The 14,916-nt window shown below is 60.9% G+C and carries 21 protein-coding genes and 1 pseudogene; 8 read left to right on the forward strand and 14 right to left on the reverse strand.

The genetic code is table 11. The features are described from left to right. Positions 1 to 31 precede the first annotated feature (31 nt). A complete protein-coding gene (locus PH551_RS14725) occupies positions 32 to 1,189 on the reverse strand; it encodes a pyridoxal phosphate-dependent aminotransferase (protein WP_285193537.1) in 1,158 nt (385 codons plus the stop codon). Between the two features lie 203 nt (positions 1,190 to 1,392). Here PH551_RS14725 and PH551_RS14730 point away from each other — a divergent pair, with 203 nt between their 5' ends. The 5 genes from PH551_RS14730 (at position 1,393) to aat (ending at position 5,231) form a co-directional block, all read left to right on the forward strand. Then, positions 1,393 to 2,151 (forward strand): DsbA family protein, encoded by a 759-nt coding sequence (locus PH551_RS14730; protein WP_285193538.1) that lies wholly within the window; start codon positions 1,393 to 1,395, stop codon positions 2,149 to 2,151. 160 nt (positions 2,152 to 2,311) lie between these two features. Next, a complete protein-coding gene (gene aroQ, locus PH551_RS14735) occupies positions 2,312 to 2,749 on the forward strand; it encodes a type II 3-dehydroquinate dehydratase (RefSeq protein WP_285193539.1) in 438 nt (145 codons plus the stop codon). A 20-nt stretch (positions 2,750 to 2,769) separates the two neighbouring features. Then, positions 2,770 to 3,249 (forward strand): acetyl-CoA carboxylase biotin carboxyl carrier protein, encoded by a 480-nt coding sequence (gene accB / locus PH551_RS14740; RefSeq protein ID WP_085778016.1) that lies wholly within the window; start codon positions 2,770 to 2,772, stop codon positions 3,247 to 3,249. Between the two features lie 10 nt (positions 3,250 to 3,259). After that, positions 3,260 to 4,609 carry an acetyl-CoA carboxylase biotin carboxylase subunit gene (gene accC, locus PH551_RS14745; protein WP_085778015.1) on the forward strand — a complete coding sequence of 450 codons (1,350 nt, stop codon included), beginning with the start codon at positions 3,260 to 3,262 and terminating at the stop codon, positions 4,607 to 4,609. A gap of 7 nt (positions 4,610 to 4,616) precedes the next feature. Next, a complete protein-coding gene (gene aat / locus PH551_RS14750; protein WP_085778014.1) occupies positions 4,617 to 5,231 on the forward strand; it encodes a leucyl/phenylalanyl-tRNA--protein transferase in 615 nt (204 codons plus the stop codon). Between the two features lie 95 nt (positions 5,232 to 5,326). Here aat and PH551_RS14755 read toward each other — a convergent pair whose 3' ends face one another. The 5 genes and pseudogenes from PH551_RS14755 to gatB form a co-directional block, all read right to left on the reverse strand. Next, on the reverse strand, positions 5,327 to 5,767 hold the full coding sequence (locus tag PH551_RS14755) for a DUF2155 domain-containing protein (protein ID WP_097598622.1): 441 nt from the start codon (positions 5,765 to 5,767) through the stop codon (positions 5,327 to 5,329). A 114-nt stretch (positions 5,768 to 5,881) separates the two neighbouring features. Next, positions 5,882 to 6,280 (reverse strand): NADH:ubiquinone oxidoreductase subunit NDUFA12, encoded by a 399-nt coding sequence (locus tag PH551_RS14760; protein WP_285193540.1) that lies wholly within the window; start codon positions 6,278 to 6,280, stop codon positions 5,882 to 5,884. A 102-nt stretch (positions 6,281 to 6,382) separates the two neighbouring features. Further along, positions 6,383 to 6,856: pseudogene (locus PH551_RS14765) on the reverse strand (GNAT family N-acetyltransferase). A gap of 4 nt (positions 6,857 to 6,860) precedes the next feature. Further along, positions 6,861 to 7,364: a GNAT family N-acetyltransferase gene (locus PH551_RS14770; RefSeq protein ID WP_285193541.1), complete on the reverse strand. Its 504-nt coding sequence runs from the start codon at positions 7,362 to 7,364 to the stop codon at positions 6,861 to 6,863. A gap of 3 nt (positions 7,365 to 7,367) precedes the next feature. After that, positions 7,368 to 8,870 carry an Asp-tRNA(Asn)/Glu-tRNA(Gln) amidotransferase subunit GatB gene (gatB, locus tag PH551_RS14775; RefSeq protein ID WP_285193542.1) on the reverse strand — a complete coding sequence of 501 codons (1,503 nt, stop codon included), beginning with the start codon at positions 8,868 to 8,870 and terminating at the stop codon, positions 7,368 to 7,370. A gap of 140 nt (positions 8,871 to 9,010) precedes the next feature. Here gatB and PH551_RS14780 point away from each other — a divergent pair, with 140 nt between their 5' ends. After that, positions 9,011 to 9,295 (forward strand): DUF1294 domain-containing protein, encoded by a 285-nt coding sequence (locus PH551_RS14780; RefSeq protein ID WP_285193543.1) that lies wholly within the window; start codon positions 9,011 to 9,013, stop codon positions 9,293 to 9,295. Positions 9,296 to 9,324: 29 nt separating this feature from the next. On the opposite strand, the gene PH551_RS14785 is transcribed toward PH551_RS14780, so the two are convergent. Continuing rightward, on the reverse strand, positions 9,325 to 9,834 hold the full coding sequence (locus tag PH551_RS14785; protein ID WP_285193544.1) for a GNAT family N-acetyltransferase: 510 nt from the start codon (positions 9,832 to 9,834) through the stop codon (positions 9,325 to 9,327). Positions 9,835 to 10,133: 299 nt separating this feature from the next. Here PH551_RS14785 and PH551_RS14790 point away from each other — a divergent pair, with 299 nt between their 5' ends. Continuing rightward, a complete protein-coding gene (locus PH551_RS14790) occupies positions 10,134 to 10,391 on the forward strand; it encodes a YjhX family toxin (protein WP_210631555.1) in 258 nt (85 codons plus the stop codon). A 56-nt stretch (positions 10,392 to 10,447) separates the two neighbouring features. On the opposite strand, the gene PH551_RS14795 is transcribed toward PH551_RS14790, so the two are convergent. The 5 genes from PH551_RS14795 to PH551_RS14815 all read right to left on the reverse strand — a co-directional run bounded on the left by PH551_RS14795 (position 10,448) and on the right by PH551_RS14815 (position 13,837). Continuing rightward, positions 10,448 to 10,723: a hypothetical protein gene (locus tag PH551_RS14795; protein ID WP_285193546.1), complete on the reverse strand. Its 276-nt coding sequence runs from the start codon at positions 10,721 to 10,723 to the stop codon at positions 10,448 to 10,450. A 26-nt stretch (positions 10,724 to 10,749) separates the two neighbouring features. Then, positions 10,750 to 11,244 (reverse strand): GNAT family N-acetyltransferase, encoded by a 495-nt coding sequence (locus PH551_RS14800; RefSeq protein ID WP_285193547.1) that lies wholly within the window; start codon positions 11,242 to 11,244, stop codon positions 10,750 to 10,752. After that, positions 11,235 to 12,716: an Asp-tRNA(Asn)/Glu-tRNA(Gln) amidotransferase subunit GatA gene (gene gatA / locus PH551_RS14805; RefSeq protein WP_285193548.1), complete on the reverse strand. Its 1,482-nt coding sequence runs from the start codon at positions 12,714 to 12,716 to the stop codon at positions 11,235 to 11,237. The genes PH551_RS14800 and gatA overlap by 10 nt, the downstream gene beginning before the upstream one ends. Positions 12,717 to 12,775: 59 nt before the next feature. Beyond that, on the reverse strand, positions 12,776 to 13,063 hold the full coding sequence (gatC, locus tag PH551_RS14810; protein WP_011425142.1) for an Asp-tRNA(Asn)/Glu-tRNA(Gln) amidotransferase subunit GatC: 288 nt from the start codon (positions 13,061 to 13,063) through the stop codon (positions 12,776 to 12,778). A 69-nt stretch (positions 13,064 to 13,132) separates the two neighbouring features. Then, positions 13,133 to 13,837 (reverse strand): metal-dependent hydrolase, encoded by a 705-nt coding sequence (locus PH551_RS14815; protein WP_285193549.1) that lies wholly within the window; start codon positions 13,835 to 13,837, stop codon positions 13,133 to 13,135. Between the two features lie 113 nt (positions 13,838 to 13,950). On the opposite strand from PH551_RS14815, the gene ruvX reads away from it, so the two are divergent. Continuing rightward, positions 13,951 to 14,445 (forward strand): Holliday junction resolvase RuvX, encoded by a 495-nt coding sequence (gene ruvX / locus PH551_RS14820; protein ID WP_285193550.1) that lies wholly within the window; start codon positions 13,951 to 13,953, stop codon positions 14,443 to 14,445. Here ruvX and PH551_RS14825 read toward each other — a convergent pair. Then, positions 14,382 to 14,714 carry a DUF6105 family protein gene (locus tag PH551_RS14825; protein ID WP_285193551.1) on the reverse strand — a complete coding sequence of 111 codons (333 nt, stop codon included), beginning with the start codon at positions 14,712 to 14,714 and terminating at the stop codon, positions 14,382 to 14,384. The genes ruvX and PH551_RS14825 overlap by 64 nt on opposite strands. Then, positions 14,711 to 14,884, reverse strand: coding sequence for a hypothetical protein (locus PH551_RS14830; protein WP_176536264.1), 174 nt, complete (start codon positions 14,882 to 14,884; stop codon positions 14,711 to 14,713). Before PH551_RS14830 ends, PH551_RS14825 begins: the two co-directional genes overlap by 4 nt. Between the last annotated feature and the right edge of the window lie 32 nt (positions 14,885 to 14,916).

Consider the following 14,916-nt stretch of genomic DNA (forward strand, 5'->3'; position numbering starts at 1 on the left):
GTGGGCAAGCAGCCGCTTGCCCCCCGCAGCCCTACTTCAGCCAGACTGCTATCCGCTCCACCGCCTCGGCGATCTCTCCTTGCGAACCCGCATAGGAGAGACGCAAGGTTCGATGTCCCTCCAGCGGATCGAAATCCAGCCCCGGCGTCGCCGCGACGTTGATTTCTGCAAGCATGCGTTTGGCAAAACCCATGCTGTCATTGGTGAAGCGCGAGACATCGATATAGGCGTAGAAGGCACCGTCCATCGGCGAAGCGGGCGCAAGGCCGATCCTGGGCAGGCGGTCGAGCAGCAGCGCTCGGTTTGCGGCATAGCTCGCCTTGACATGATCAAGCTCTTCGCTTGCGCCAAGTGCGGCCACCGCTGCGATCTGGGAGAGCTCGGGCGGCGAGATATAGAGGCTCTGCGCCACGCGCTCGATCGGCCGCACCAGGCGCTCCGGCAGCACCATCCAGCCGATTCGCCAGCCGGTCATGCAGTAATATTTGGAGAAGGAGTTGATGACGATCGCCTCGTCGGTCAGCTCGAGCGCGCTCGCCTCCTCGCCGGCGAAGGTCAGTCCGTGATAGATCTCATCGGAGATGAAGGCGATGGATTGGGCCGCGCAGTAGTCCGCAAGCGCCTTCAACCCGTTACGGCCGGTCACCGTCCCGGTCGGATTTGCGGGACTTGCAAGCAGTACGCCTTTGAGCCTGACGCCGCTTTGCTGCTGTGCCGCCTCGAGGCTCTCGGGTGTCAGGGTAAAGTGCGTCTCGGCCGTCACCGGCACTTCGAGAACCTTCAGCCCCAGCGCGCCGAGAATGTTGCGATAAGCGGGATAACCCGGTCTCGCGATCGCCACGGCATCGCCGGCATCGAAAAGCGACAGAAAGGCGAGATTGAACCCTGCCGAGGAACCTGTGGTTATGGCGATGCGCTTGGGATCGATCTCCAGGCCGTGATGGTCCCTGTAGTGCCAAGCAAGTGCGGATTTCAGCCGCGCCGTCCCCAGCGCATCCGTATAACCGATCCGGCCTTCGACGAGGGCGGCGTTTGCCGCTTCGAGGGCAGCTCGAGGCGCGGGATGCGAAGGTTGGCCGACCGCCATCGAGATGACGGGATAGCCGGCTGCCCGCCGCTTCGTCGCCTCCGCCAACACGTCCATGGCATGAAAAGGCTCGACTTCGCTGCGTTTCGATATGGAAAACAAGATCGCTTCTCGCTCGGCTTCTTGGCTGTTGGCCAGACAATTGCCGCATTAATCGGCTCATCACAATCCCGCGAGGGCGGCGCAGGGATGAAAATTCCTGTTTGAGCAGAACTCGACGCACCGTAACTTGACGCGACGCGTTCAAGTCCATAACCCGGCGACGGTTTCTCGACCAAGCCCACATCGCCGATGACGAGGATATCATGGCCTTCTTCTCAAAAAGCTTCACCGCACTGGCGCTCGCCGCATCGATCGCGCTCCCGTTTCCGGCGGCAGCGCTCGACGATCAGCAGAAGAAGGAGTTCGGCGAATTCATCAAGCAATATTTGATCGAGAACCCGGAGATCATGCTCGACGTCCAGGAGGCGCTGCAGAAGAAGCAGGAAGCCGCGCGGCTGGCGAAAGCCAATATGGCAATCGAGGAGAACACCGCGAATATCTTCAATTCGAAGGATGACGTCGCGCTCGGCAATCCCAAGGGCGACGTGACGGTCGTCGAATTCTTCGATTATAATTGCACCTACTGCCGTCACGCGCTTCCCGACATGCAGGCGATGTTGAAGAAGGACACGAACGTTCGCTTCGTGCTCAAGGAATTCCCGATCCTCGGGCCGGATTCGGTTGCCGCCCACAAAGTGGCCGACGCCTTCCGCAGGCTGGCGCCTGCGAAATATGCCGACTTTCATGTCGCCCTTCTCAGCAGCGAAGGCCGCGCCTCGGAAGACAGTGCGATCGCCGTCGCAGGCTCTCTCGGCGTCAGCGAGGACAAGATTCGCGCCGAGATGGCTAAGAGCCCGAATGACGGGATCGTTCAGGCGACCTATCAGCTTGCCTCGAGCCTCGGCATCAGCGGCACCCCCTCTTACGTAATCGGCAACGAGCTGGTCCCGGGCGCAGTCGGACTCGACGATCTCGAAGCCAAGGTCAAGAACATGCGCAGCTGCGGCAAGACCGCCTGCTGAGGAAGCGGGCAGCCGACCGGCCGCTCATCAAATCGCCAGAATCGAAGCGTTTCAGCCATGTGGACAAATGTGGCGCGATTCCTGCCGGCCAACCCGTAAGGGCTTTCATTCAGCCCTCGCGGAGTCTATAGGTTGCCGTCGTGCATTTACGGAACATTCGATGACGCAAACGATTTTTGTCCTGAACGGCCCAAACCTGAACATGCTGGGCAAACGAGAGCCCGGCATTTATGGCGGCAAGACGCTCAAGGACATCGAGGCAAACTGCAAGGCAGCCGGGCGCGAACTCGGCTTTGATATCGATTTCCGTCAGAGCAACCACGAAGGCACGCTTGTGGACTGGATCCACGAGGCCGACGAAAAGGCCGCCGGTGTCGCCATCAATGCAGGCGCCTACACGCATACGTCAGTCGCGCTGCATGACGCGATCCGCGCTATTTCGATTCCCGTCGTCGAGCTCCACATATCCAACGTCCATACGCGGGAAGAATTCCGCCACGAGTCGATGATCGCACCGGCATGCAAGGGCGTGATCTGCGGCTTCGGGCCTCATAGTTACATCCTGGCGCTGCAAGCGCTGAAGAACATCACGGCATAAGAAGAAGACAGGGCAACACCATGGCTGAAAAGAAATCGGGTATCGATCAGGCACTGATCCGCGATCTCGCCAACATCCTCAACGAGACGGATCTGACGGAGATCGAGGTCGAGCAGGACGACTTGCGCATCCGCGTTTCGCGCGGCGGCACGCCGCAATACGTCCAGGCACCGATCGCTGCACCGGCCTTTGCCGCTGCTCCGGCAGCAGCCGCCGCTCCGGCAGCCGCCGCTGCCGCGCCTGCCGCAGCCCCCGGCCGCAACCCGGCGAATGTCGTCAATGCGCCGATGGTTGGCACCGTCTATATGGCGCCGGCTCCGGGCGCACGTCCGTTCATCGAAATCGGCGCCACCGTCAAGGAAGGCCAGACGCTCATCATCATCGAAGCGATGAAGACGATGAACCAGATTCCTTCGCCGAAGTCGGGCAAGGTGACCGAGATCCTCGTCGACGACGGACATCCCGTCGAATACGGCCAAGCTCTCGTCGTCATCGAATAGGCCCAAGCCCATGATTTCGAAAATCCTTATCGCCAATCGCGGGGAAATTGCCCTTCGCGTGCTTCGGGCCTGCAAGGAGCTCGGCATTGCCTGCGTCGTGGTGCATTCCACCGCCGACGCCGATGCCATGCACGTGCGCCTTGCCGACGAAAGCGTGTGCATCGGTCCGCCCTCCTCGCGCGAGAGCTACCTCAACATCCATCAGATCGTCGCCGCCTGCGAGATCACCGGCGCCGATGCCGTGCACCCGGGTTACGGCTTTCTGTCGGAGAACGCCAAGTTTGCCGATATCCTGGAAGCGCACGGCATCACCTTCATCGGGCCGACGGCGGATCACATCCGTATCATGGGCGACAAGATCACCGCCAAGACGACGGCGCTGGAACTCGGCATTCCCGTCGTTCCCGGCTCGGACGGCGAAGTGAAGACAGAAGAGGATGCGCTGCGGACGGCCGCCGAAATCGGCTATCCCGTGCTGATCAAGGCAACGGCCGGCGGCGGCGGGCGCGGCATGAAGGTTGCCAAGAGCGAGGCCGATCTCATCGAGGCCTGGTCGACGGCGCGCACGGAGGCGGCAGCGGCCTTCGGCAACGATGCCGTTTACATGGAAAAATACCTCGGCAAGCCACGCCACATCGAAATCCAGGTCTTCGGTGACGGTGAAGGCAATGCCATTCATCTCGGCGAACGCGACTGCTCGCTGCAGCGCCGCCACCAGAAGGTCTGGGAAGAAGCGAATTCGCCTGCGCTCAATGTCGAGCAGCGCATGAAGATCGGCCAGATCTGCGCCGATGCCATGAAGAAGCTGAAATATCGCGGCGCCGGCACGATCGAATTCCTCTACGAGAACGGCGAATTCTATTTCATCGAAATGAACACCCGTTTGCAGGTGGAGCATCCGATCACGGAAGCGATCACCGGCATCGACCTGGTGCATGAGCAGATCCGCGTCGCCTCCGGCGGCGGCCTGTCTGTGACGCAGGACGAGGTGCATTTCTCCGGCCATGCCATCGAATGCCGGATCAATGCCGAGGATGCGCGCACCTTCGTGCCCTCCCCCGGCACGATCACGCATTTCCATGCGCCGGGCGGCCTTGGCGTGCGCATCGACTCCGGCGCCTACCAAGGTTACAAGATCCCGCCCTATTACGACAGCCTCATCGGCAAGCTGATCGTGCACGGCCGCACGCGCGTCGAATGCATGATGCGCCTGCGCCGCGCGCTCGACGAATTCGTCGTCGACGGCATCAAGACGACGCTGCCGTTGTTCCAGGATCTCGTCTCCAACCAGGATATCGCCAACGGCGACTACGATATCCACTGGCTGGAACATTACCTCGCCAACACGCCAGCGGCATAGGACAGGAATGGCAGGATCGCGCAGGAAGTCACCAGGCATAACCCCTGACATCCTCCTGCGCGCCTATTCCATCGGCCTCTTTCCGATGGCCGAGTCTGCCGACGACCCGGAGATCTTCTGGGTCGAACCGGAATTGCGCGGCGTTCTGCCGCTTGGTGATTTCCACATATCGAAAAGCCTCGCCAAACGTGTGCGCAGGAAACCCTTCGAAATCCGCTTCGATCACGATTTCGACCAGGTGATCGCGGCTTGCGCGGAGGAAACATCGGGACGCCCGAGCACCTGGATCAACCAGACGATCCGGTCGCTTTATTCCACGCTGTTCGAAATTGGTCATGCCCATACCGTTGAAGCCTGGGAAGGCGATCAACTGGTCGGCGGCCTCTACGGTGTCTCGCTGGGTTCGGCCTTTTTCGGCGAAAGCATGTTTTCACGCCGGACGGACGCCTCGAAAATCTGCCTTGTACACCTGGTCGATCGGCTGAGGGAAAAGGGTTTCACGCTGCTCGACACGCAATTCACCACCGAACATCTGAAAACGTTCGGAGCGATCGACGTGCCGAAGGCCGAGTATGCCGTGCTGCTCGCCGCAGCGATGGAATCGCCACACCTTAGTTTCTAAAGTCGATCGACGTCCTCGTGCGCAGGACCATCCGGGCGGTTTTCACGTATCCTACCGCATGCCGTTCGGCCCTAGCCTTCAGATTTAACCATCGATTAGCGCGCCGGCGCCTTGGCGCTGTCAGGTGCCGGGACGTCTGAGCTTGTCTTGCAGTCCTTCAGCCAGACGTCGTAGATCGGGTGTTCAACGGCGTTGAGGCCGGGGCTGTCGGCGAACATCCAGCCGGTGAAGATGCGGCGGATCTTGCGGTCGAGGGTGATTTCGTCGACCTCGACGAAACCGTCGATCTTCTGCGCTTCCGCCTGGTCGCGGGAATAGCAGGCCTTCGGCGTCACCTGCAGGGCGCCGAACTGTACCGTCTCATTGACATAGACATCAAACGTCGTGATGCGGCCGGTGATCTTGTCGAGGCCGGAGAACACGGCAACCGGATTGTCGATGCGCGCGGCATGCGCCGCACCCGGTGGAAGCAGAGCCGAGAGCGCCAGCAGCGATCCGGCGCCACGCAGGACCATGTTCCGCGTGAAGAGCTTCATATGCACCCGTCTCCAGACATTTTCAGTTCACGGCCGCGCTCCAGCGCAGCCTACCTGCGGGTAAAGGTCAATTGTGGCCAAAAGCCGGGCTTGCGATCGCCCGGTCGAGCCGTCTCAGTTGCCGGGCGTCCAGGCGTCATAATCGCCGGTGACGCGCGGCCGCTCGCCGGGAACCGCGAGTGAGCCCGGCGGACGGTAAGCCTGCGGCGAACCGGTGAGGTTCGGACGATGCGCCTTCTGCCATTCCTTGGCGACATAGTTTTCCTGGGACGGCGGAACATCGGTGCGATGATGCATCCAACCATGCCAGCCCGGCGGAATGGCGGAGGCTTCGGCATAACCCTTGTAGATCACCCAGCGCTTCGGCAGGCCATAGGAAGACATGCCGCCTTCATAATAGACGTTGCCGAATTCATCCTCGCCGACGCGCTTGCCAAAACGCCAGGTCGCAAAACGCGTGCCTATCGTCTGACTGTTCCACCAGGTGAAGATTTGAACCAGAAGATTCCGCATGTCTTTTCCTTGTGCCCGCCAGTGCGGGCCAAACCAGAATTTAGCTCCTCGCTTATGCCGTCGCCAAGCCGAATTGTCCAGCGATTCCACGAGAGGCAGGGGTCATTTCAAGGCCATCTTGAAGCCAATATGCGAAGGCTTGAAGCCAAGCCTTTCATAGAAACGATGGGCATCCTTGCGTATGGCATTCGAGGTCAGCTGTACCAGCCGCACGCCGCGGCCTTTTGCCTCTGAGATGGCGAATTCGATCATTCCAGTACCAATCCCCTGCCCGCCCATGTCGGCCCGCGTCTACACCGCCTCGATGATCATCGTCGAAGAACCGCGGCCGGTCAGCGAGGTCGTGAGCATCGTCTGGAACGTCCCGACGACCTCGCGGCCGCGCTCTGCGACATAAAGCGTCTGGTTGAGAGAATCCTCGATGACGGCAAAGGCCTTGGCATAATCGGCAAAAGCCTCGGCATCCGTCGTATCGCCGTGACCGCCGAGAGGATCGGAGGCAAACAGCGCCACAAGCGCCGGCAGATCGTCCCTGTGCGCTTCGCGAATGAGAATATCGGACAACTCGACCGCCACGGGATCAATGCCCTTCCAGCGGTTTTTCGAAAATCAGCGAGGGAATGCCGGATTGTCCGAGCGCACTGTTCTCGTTGCGGCCGACTTCGGTGAAACCATGCGCCTTGTAGAAGGCGATCGCCGCCGCATTCTGCGGCTCGACTTCCAGACGCATGATCTCGGCATCCGGAAAGCAGGATTCGAGCTCGGCGAAGATATCGCGGCCGATGCCCTGGCGCTTCAGCGACGGGCTGACGTAGAGGAGATGCAGCATGACCGTCTTCGTCAGCGCCTGCGACATCGCTGCATAACCCACGCCGCCGATGTTGCGGCCGTTATCGGCGACGAGGAACTCGGCATCCCTGCGCACCAGCCGCGCCTTGAGCGCTGCCGGCGTAAAGAGATGGGCGATCAGATCGTCCACCTTTGTTTTGCCGTGGAGCTCGTCATAGGTGGTGTGAAAGCTCTCCACCAGAAGAGCGCGCACCTTCTCGAGGTCGCGCTCGCCGGCGGTGCGGACGAAATACACCGCCTATTCCTCGATTCCGAGCTTCGCCTTGACGAGCGCCTGGACCGCCTGCGGATTGGCCTTGCCGCCGGTCGCCTTCATCACCTGGCCGACGAACCATGCCGCCATGGTCGGCTTCGCCTTGACCTTTTCGACCTGTTCGGGATTGGCGGCGATGATCTCGTCCACGGCCTTTTCGATGGCGCCGGTATCCGTCACCTGCTTCATGCCGCGCGATTCGACGATCTCGGCGGGATCGCCGCCTTCGGTCAGCACGATCTCGAAGAGATCCTTGGCGATCTTGCCGGAGATGGTCCCAGCCTTGATGAGGTCGATGATGGCGCCGAGCTGGGCCGGCGACACCGGCGTCTGTTCGATGTCCTTGCCGGTACGGTTGAGCGCGCCGAGCAGGTCGTTGATCACCCAGTTTGCCGCCGTCTTGCCGTCGCGGCCGGCGGCCACGGCCTCGAAATAATCGGCGATCGCCTTTTCGGAAACGAGTACGGAGGCATCGTAGACCGACAGGCCGAGTTCACGCACGAAGCGCCCCTTCTTGTCGTCGGGCAGCTCCGGCAGATCGGCTTCGAGCGCCTTGATGAAGGCATCGTCGAATTCGAGCGGCAGCAGATCCGGATCGGGGAAGTAGCGATAATCATGCGCGTCTTCCTTGGAGCGCATGGAGCGCGTCTCGCCCTTGTTCGGATCAAAGAGGCGTGTCTCCTGATCGATCGTGCCACCGTCTTCCAGAATGCCGATCTGGCGGCGCGCTTCGTATTCGATCGCCTGGCCGATGAAACGGATCGAGTTGACGTTCTTGATTTCGCAGCGCGTGCCGAAAGCCTCGCCCGGACGGCGGACGGAGACGTTGACGTCGGCGCGCATCGAGCCTTCGTCCATGTTGCCGTCGCAGGTGCCGAGATAACGCACGATCGAACGCAACTTGGTCATATAGGCTTTGGCTTCGTCGGACGAGCGCATATCGGGCTTGGAGACGATCTCCATCAGCGCCACGCCGGACCGGTTCAGATCGACATAGGACATGGTCGCGTGCTGGTCGTGCATCGACTTGCCGGCATCCTGCTCCAGATGCAGGCGCTCGATGCCGATCTCGATATCCTCGAACTGGCCCTGACGATCCGGCCCGAGCGAAATGACGATCTTGCCCTCGCCGACGATCGGATCCTTGTACTGCGAGATCTGATAGCCCTGCGGCAGGTCAGGGTAGAAGTAGTTCTTGCGGTCGAAGACCGAACGCTTGTTGATCTCCGCTTTGAGGCCGAGACCGGTGCGCACGGCCTGCTTGACGCATTCCTCGTTGATGACGGGCAGCATGCCGGGCATCGCGGCATCGACCAGCGAAACGTTCGAATTCTGCGGCTTGCCGAATTCCGTCGAAGCGCCGGAGAAGAGCTTCGAATTGGACAGCACCTGGGCATGGACTTCCATGCCGACGATGACTTCCCAGTCGCCGGTGGCGCCGGGAATGAAGCGTTTCGGATCGGGCGTGCGGACGTCGACAATGGTCATCTGAGGCTCTTTGCAGGCTGTTCTTTTCCACTGGTGAGGTAAAGGAAATGGCATTCCGGTGCAAGGCTTTCCCCATCGCGGACCGCGCTTTGAGGGGCGACATTTGCCGCGAGTTAACCGAGGCATGGCAGTGTAGCCGCATGACGATGCCCGACATCACAAAAATGGCCGCACTGTTTCTGGCGCTGAACCTCATCGTCTTTTCGATCTATTTCCTCGACAAGCAGGCGGCGCGCAATGGCGGGTGGCGCATCAGCGAGCGCACGCTTCTGACTCTTGCGCTGATCGGCGGCAGCCTCGGTGCGGTGGCGGCACAGCAGATCCTGCGCCACAAGACGAGAAAGGAGCCGTTCCGGTCGATCCTGGCGGCGATCCTGATCCTTCACGGCGCCTTGGTCATGATGCTGGCCTTCGCGCCGTTATAGGCCCCTCACCTTCATCTGGATTTTAAACGTCAGAATTCCTGCCCATAGCCGCCTTGGCTGTCCGAAACCAGCGGCTTCGTCAGCCCGACAGAGGGCACGTCGCGGTCAAGCTTCGGATTATAGGCGACCGACAGCCAGTGGACGCCATAACCATGCTTCCGAAAAAAGCCGATTGCCTCGCTATTGCCGGAATGGGTCTGCACCGCCGCCGTCTCGAAGCCTTGGCCGGCGATATCCTTCTCGATGCGTTCGAGAAGGGCTGAGCCGAGTCCCTGCCGGGTGAAGATGGGATCGATCCAGAAATCCGAGATGGTTTCGTCCAATCCCTCGCGTGCAGCCCAGCCTGCGACCTGGCCGTTCTGCTCGATGACGGTGATTGTCAGCCAGTCGTTCTCCACGAAGTTGCGAAAGGCGTTGCGCGCCGCGTCGACCATCGCATCCGATTCGCCAATCGACGCCATCGCCTTTTGCCAGGCCCTGAGCCCGATCTCGCTCAACAGTTCCGCTTCCCCGTCGCGGGCATTGCGAATGTGGATCAACGACACCTCCGCGTTACCCCTCCAACTAGAGCACTGAGTCGCGGAATTTACCAGTAGCTGCAAAGGGAGGATCAACCGAAACCAAGGTTTTTGACCGGATTTCACCGACAGGGATGCTCTTGACCGCTTTTTCGGGGCTGAATAATAGATATTTTATGTTGAGCCAGTCTGAGACCCGGTAAAGGCCCTGCCCGCAAGTTTTCTTGCGCGCATGGGCCCGAAAAAACGAAGCCCTGACGCTCGAATGAGCGCCAGATCGTTTTTGTGCGCCCCTACGGCGCGACACCGGATCTCACAACATGGACATTTCCCGCACGGAGCAGCGCATTCTGCATCTCATGGCCCAAGGCGGCCGCATCGAAATTACCCGCGACGACTACAGAAAGATCGAAAACGTCAGTTGCTTCACCCGCGACGGCTGGCTCTATCCCGGCGTCGACCTCGACCTTTTCCGCAGGCTGAAGCGGCTGAAGGCGATCAAGTCTTCAGGCGGGCAGCCTTACCGGATTACTGAACGAGGGTTGAGGCTGGTGAGGTCGCAGCTGGACAATAGATAGGTCAGTCGAAGCAACCAACCCTGATCGCGCCTTAAACCGGCACGGTCAGGGCAAAGTCAAGCCTTTGCAGACAATTCCGCCCGCATCGCCGCCCACTCGTCGGCGATCGTGCCCGTGCCGCGCATCTTGCCGGCGCGGCGATACCAGTAGTCGGCATTCCAGTCGTCGCCCTCGATGCGATGGCAGAGGGCGTGGCCCCAGTCGAACGGCTGTTCGCCTTCGTGGCGCTGACAGATATCGTGAACCGCCTGCCAATCCGCGCCCATCGCGAAGCCGCCGGCGGCAAGGCGATCGATTGCCTCGATCAGGCGCACAAGATCATTGCCTGCCATGAAGCCCTCCCGGTTTCGGCTGTTGCTCAGCCTAGCTGCTTCTCCAGGTGCACCTTTTCGAGCGGGACGCCCATGCTCCTGGAGAATTCGATACCGTGCCAGATGATGTTGAAACCGCAGCGTTTGTAAAGCCGGATCGCGCCTATGTTCCTGGCATGGGTGTCGATCCGGGCGGTCGTCAGTCCTTCAGCCGTCATCAACTCGCACAGATACGACAGCAGAGCCTCGCCCACCCCCTTGCGCTGATGATCGGGATTCACCCAGAGATCGGACACATAGTTGGGTTCGCCTTCACGTGCGCCCCACCCGACGATCTCACCACCTATTTCAGCAACGAAGATCTCGCCTTTCGTGTCTTTGGGAAAGACGGCGAACTCATGCTGCACTTTGGCAATCACATCAGGGTCGCGATAATTCTCGTCGAAGGCGTCGGCTGCGGCCCATGCGGCGAATCCGACGGCGCCGACCGTTTCTCGGTCGGCGGAGGTCATCTTTCGGATCGTGAGACCCGTTACCACCACTTGGCCGGCGTAAATTTGCCGGCGGCCTGTTCGATGACGTAGGCGGTCTTGAAGAGGGTCTCCTCGTCGAAGGCCTTGCCGATGAGCTGCAGGCCGAGCGGCAGGCCCTTATGGTCGAGGCCGGCAGGCACGGCGATGCCGGGCAGGCCCGCCATGTTGACCGTCACCGTGAAGATGTCGTTCAGGTACATCTTCACCGGATCGGCCGCGAGGTTTTCGTCAGCAACGCCGAAGGCGGAGGACGGCGTTGCCGGGGTGAGGATGGCGTCGACGCCGGCATCGAAGGCCAGTTCGAAATCGCGCTTGATCAGCGTGCGGACCTTCTGAGCGCGGATGTAATAGGCGTCGTAGTAGCCGGCCGACAGCACATAGGTGCCGATCATGATGCGGCGCTTGACTTCCTGGCCGAAACCGGCGGCGCGCGTCTTTTCGTACATGTCGACGATATCCTTGCCGTCGACCCGCAGGCCGTAGCGTACGCCGTCGTAGCGCGCGAGGTTCGAGGATGCCTCGGCCGGGGCAACGATGTAATAGGCCGGCAGCGCGTATTTGGTGTGCGGCAGGGAGATATCGACGATCTCGGCGCCGGCATCCTTCAGCCAGGCGATGCCCTGGCGCCAGAGGGTCTCAATCTCCTCAGGCATGCCGTCGACGCGGTATTCATTCGGAATGCCGATCTTCATGCCCTTCAGCGACTGGCCGAGGACGGCCTCATAATCGGGCACCGGCAGATCAACAGACGTGGTGTCCTTGGCGTCGACGCTTGCCATCGACTTCAGCAGGATAGCGGCATCGCGCACATCACGGGCAATCGGGCCTGCCTGGTCGAGCGAGGAGGCAAAGGCGACGGTGCCCCAGCGCGAGCAGCGGCCATAGGTCGGCTTGATGCCGACGGTGCCGGTGAAGGCGGCCGGCTGGCGGATTGAGCCGCCGGTATCGGTCGCGGTGGCGCCGGCGCAAAGATGGGCGGCAACCGCAGCGGCCGAGCCGCCGGAGGAGCCGCCGGGAACGAGTTGCTGGTTGGAGCCCGACGCACGCCAGGGATTGATCACCGGACCGTAATAGGACGTCTCGTTGGACGAGCCCATGGCGAACTCGTCCATGTTCAGCTTGCCGAGCATGACGGCGCCATCGTCCCAGAGGTTCTGCGTGACGGTCGATTCATAACGCGGCTCGAAACGATCGAGGATATGGCTGCAGGTCTGGGTGTGGACGCCAACGGTTGCGAAGAGATCCTTGATGCCGAGCGGAATGCCTTCGAGCTCGCCCGCCGTGCCGGCCGCAATCCGCTCGTCAGACTTCCTGGCCATGAGGCGGGCGAGATCCGGCGTCACCTTGACATAGGCGTTCAGCCGGTCGTTGGCCGCGTCAATTGCCGCGATATAGGCTTCGGTCAGTTCGAGCGCGGTGATTTCCTTGGCGCGCAGCTTCTCGCGGGCTTCGGCAATGGTCAGGCTGGTGAGTTCGCTCATCGTGTTTTCGCTTCAGGTCTTGAAAATGGCAACAGGGTCGGAAAGAGGCTTTCGACGCCTTATTCGACGACTTTCGGCACCAGGAAAAAATTATGGTCGGTGACCGGCGCATTGGCGACGATATCGGCGGCCTTGTTGCCGTCGGTCACCTCGTCGGCCCGCTTTTTCATCGCCATCGGGGTCACCGACGTCATCGCCTCGACGCCATCGACATTGACTTCGGAGAGCTGCTCGACGAAGCCGAGGATGCCGTTCAACTCGCCGACCATGCGATTTGCCTCATCTTCGGAGACGGCAATACGGGCAAGTTTGGCGACGCGCTTCACGGTGGCAAGATCGACGGACATGGCATTCTCCGGATAGGATTTTTCCCACCCGCTATAAAGGCCATGTCCGCCCGGTGCAACGGGGTTTCGTCAGATCGACAGGCTCTCGGCAGGCTTCAGCGCCCTCGCCTCAGTCTTCGATCCCTCCATGCCGGCAACGAATTTATCGGCCGTCTGGTCGATGATCGGGAAGGTGCCGTAATGGCAGGGGATCGCGGTCTTGAAGCTGAAATAGCGCTGGCAGGCGAGTGCCGCCACCGCGCCGCCCATGGTGAAGCGGTCGCCGATCGGCACGAAGCCGATATCGGGCTGGTGCAGTTCGTTGATCAGCGCCATGTCGGAGAAGATGTCGGTGTCGCCCATGGCGAGGATCGAGGCTTCGTCGTCGAAGTGCAGCATCAGACCATTGGCGTTGCCGAGCGCATGCGAGACGCCGTCCTCGGTGATCTGGGCCGAGGAATGCAGCGCATTGGTGAAGGTCGCGGAGAAGCCGCCGAATGTGACCGTGCCGCCGGTATTGCCCATCTCGATCCTGTCGACGCCCTTGGAGCCGAGCCAGGCGGCAAGATCGGCATTGGCGAGCACGACGGCGCCCGTTTCCCTGGCAAGCGCCACGGTGTCGCCGACATGGTCGCCATGGCCATGGGTCAGCAGGATATGGGTGATGCCTGCGGACACTTCCTTGATGTCCTGGCCGGAAAAGGAGGCGTTGTGGCTGAGGAAGGGATCGAGCAGGATCTTCGCCTTTGAGGTCTCGATGCGGAAGGCGGAATGACCGAGCCAGGTGATCTTCATGAAATCTCTCCTTACGTGATGCAAAATCTGATTTCGATGGTAAGGACATATCTCATGCCCCGGCAAAGGAAAGCGGCGGCGGCTTCAATTTCTTTTGACGGGATGAAACGGCAATGACGGTGCTGACGATCGAGGAAATGGCTGAAATCCTTGCTCCCGGGCAGGCGATCGCCGGTCTCGACCTCGGCACCAAAACGATCGGCCTTTCGATGTCTGATCTCGGCCGGCGTTTCGCCACGCCACGTCCGGTGATCCGCCGCGTCAAGTTCACCGTCGATGCGCAGGCGCTGCTGGACTTCGCGGCGGTGGAAAAGGTTGCCGGTTTTATCATCGGCCTGCCGATGAATATGGACGGATCGGCGGGGCCGCGCGTGCAGGCGACGCGGGCCTTCGTGCGCAACATGGAGCAGAAAACGGTGCTGCCCTTCGTCTATTGGGACGAACGGCTTTCGACGGTCGCGGCCGAACGGACGCTCATCGAAATGGACGTCTCACGCGCCAAGCGGGCCGAACGGATCGATTCGGCCGCGGCAAGCTTCATCCTTCAGGGGGCCCTCGACAGGCTGTCCTCGCTCGCAAGGTCTGCGGGAGACGAATCCAGCGCCTGACGCGCCTTCCACCAGGCGGCGATCAACTTCCGCTTTCTGAAGCCGAGGATGGCGAAGACGACGAGACTGTCCACCGCAATGGCGCGAGCAACGAGCGGCGGAATGGTTTCCGGCGGAATGCCGAGGGCTTCGCCATAAATCGCGAAAGTCAGGTCATGGACCTGCCGTGTCAGCATGAAGATGCCGAAATTCATGTCGTAATAGGAGAGCCAGTACCATGCGCCCAGAAAGACGATAGGACCGGCCCAGAAGACTAGAAACCACTTCATGCGGCTTCTCCTCCCTGCTTGCGGGCGATGGGCAGATCAAGGGAAACCAACCAGGTCGACAACGCCATGATGCAAAGCACCAGCGTGGGAATTGCGATATCGAGCGCCAGGATTGCGAAGAACATCATTGCCGTCACCAGAATTGCGGCTTTGGCGATCTTGCTTCCCATGGGCGTCAACTCGCAGGTTCTCACTCGTATCA

Source organism: Rhizobium atlanticum, from assembly GCF_030182485.1.
In the GTDB taxonomy this organism is placed as follows: domain Bacteria; phylum Pseudomonadota; class Alphaproteobacteria; order Rhizobiales; family Rhizobiaceae; genus Rhizobium.

Bases quoted from the DNA above. Each gene is read 5' to 3' on its own strand.
- PH551_RS14730 (WP_285193538.1), top strand. From the start codon at position 1,393: ATGGCCTTCTTCTCAAAAAGCTTCACCGCACTGGCGCTCGCCGCATCG.
- aroQ (WP_285193539.1), top strand. From the start codon at position 2,312: ATGACGCAAACGATTTTTGTCCTGAACGGCCCAAACCTGAACATGCTG.
- accB (WP_085778016.1), top strand. From the start codon at position 2,770: ATGGCTGAAAAGAAATCGGGTATCGATCAGGCACTGATCCGCGATCTC.
- accC (WP_085778015.1), top strand. From the start codon at position 3,260: ATGATTTCGAAAATCCTTATCGCCAATCGCGGGGAAATTGCCCTTCGC.
- aat (WP_085778014.1), top strand. From the start codon at position 4,617: ATGGCAGGATCGCGCAGGAAGTCACCAGGCATAACCCCTGACATCCTC.
- PH551_RS14755 (WP_097598622.1), bottom strand. From the start codon at position 5,767: ATGAAGCTCTTCACGCGGAACATGGTCCTGCGTGGCGCCGGATCGCTG.
- PH551_RS14760 (WP_285193540.1), bottom strand. From the start codon at position 6,280: ATGCGGAATCTTCTGGTTCAAATCTTCACCTGGTGGAACAGTCAGACG.
- gatB (WP_285193542.1), bottom strand. From the start codon at position 8,870: ATGACCATTGTCGACGTCCGCACGCCCGATCCGAAACGCTTCATTCCC.
- PH551_RS14780 (WP_285193543.1), top strand. From the start codon at position 9,011: ATGACGATGCCCGACATCACAAAAATGGCCGCACTGTTTCTGGCGCTG.
- PH551_RS14790 (WP_210631555.1), top strand. From the start codon at position 10,134: ATGGACATTTCCCGCACGGAGCAGCGCATTCTGCATCTCATGGCCCAA.
- PH551_RS14795 (WP_285193546.1), bottom strand. From the start codon at position 10,723: ATGGCAGGCAATGATCTTGTGCGCCTGATCGAGGCAATCGATCGCCTT.
- gatA (WP_285193548.1), bottom strand. From the start codon at position 12,716: ATGAGCGAACTCACCAGCCTGACCATTGCCGAAGCCCGCGAGAAGCTG.
- gatC (WP_011425142.1), bottom strand. From the start codon at position 13,063: ATGTCCGTCGATCTTGCCACCGTGAAGCGCGTCGCCAAACTTGCCCGT.
- PH551_RS14815 (WP_285193549.1), bottom strand. From the start codon at position 13,837: ATGAAGATCACCTGGCTCGGTCATTCCGCCTTCCGCATCGAGACCTCA.
- ruvX (WP_285193550.1), top strand. From the start codon at position 13,951: ATGACGGTGCTGACGATCGAGGAAATGGCTGAAATCCTTGCTCCCGGG.
- PH551_RS14825 (WP_285193551.1), bottom strand. From the start codon at position 14,714: ATGAAGTGGTTTCTAGTCTTCTGGGCCGGTCCTATCGTCTTTCTGGGC.
- PH551_RS14830 (WP_176536264.1), bottom strand. From the start codon at position 14,884: ATGGGAAGCAAGATCGCCAAAGCCGCAATTCTGGTGACGGCAATGATG.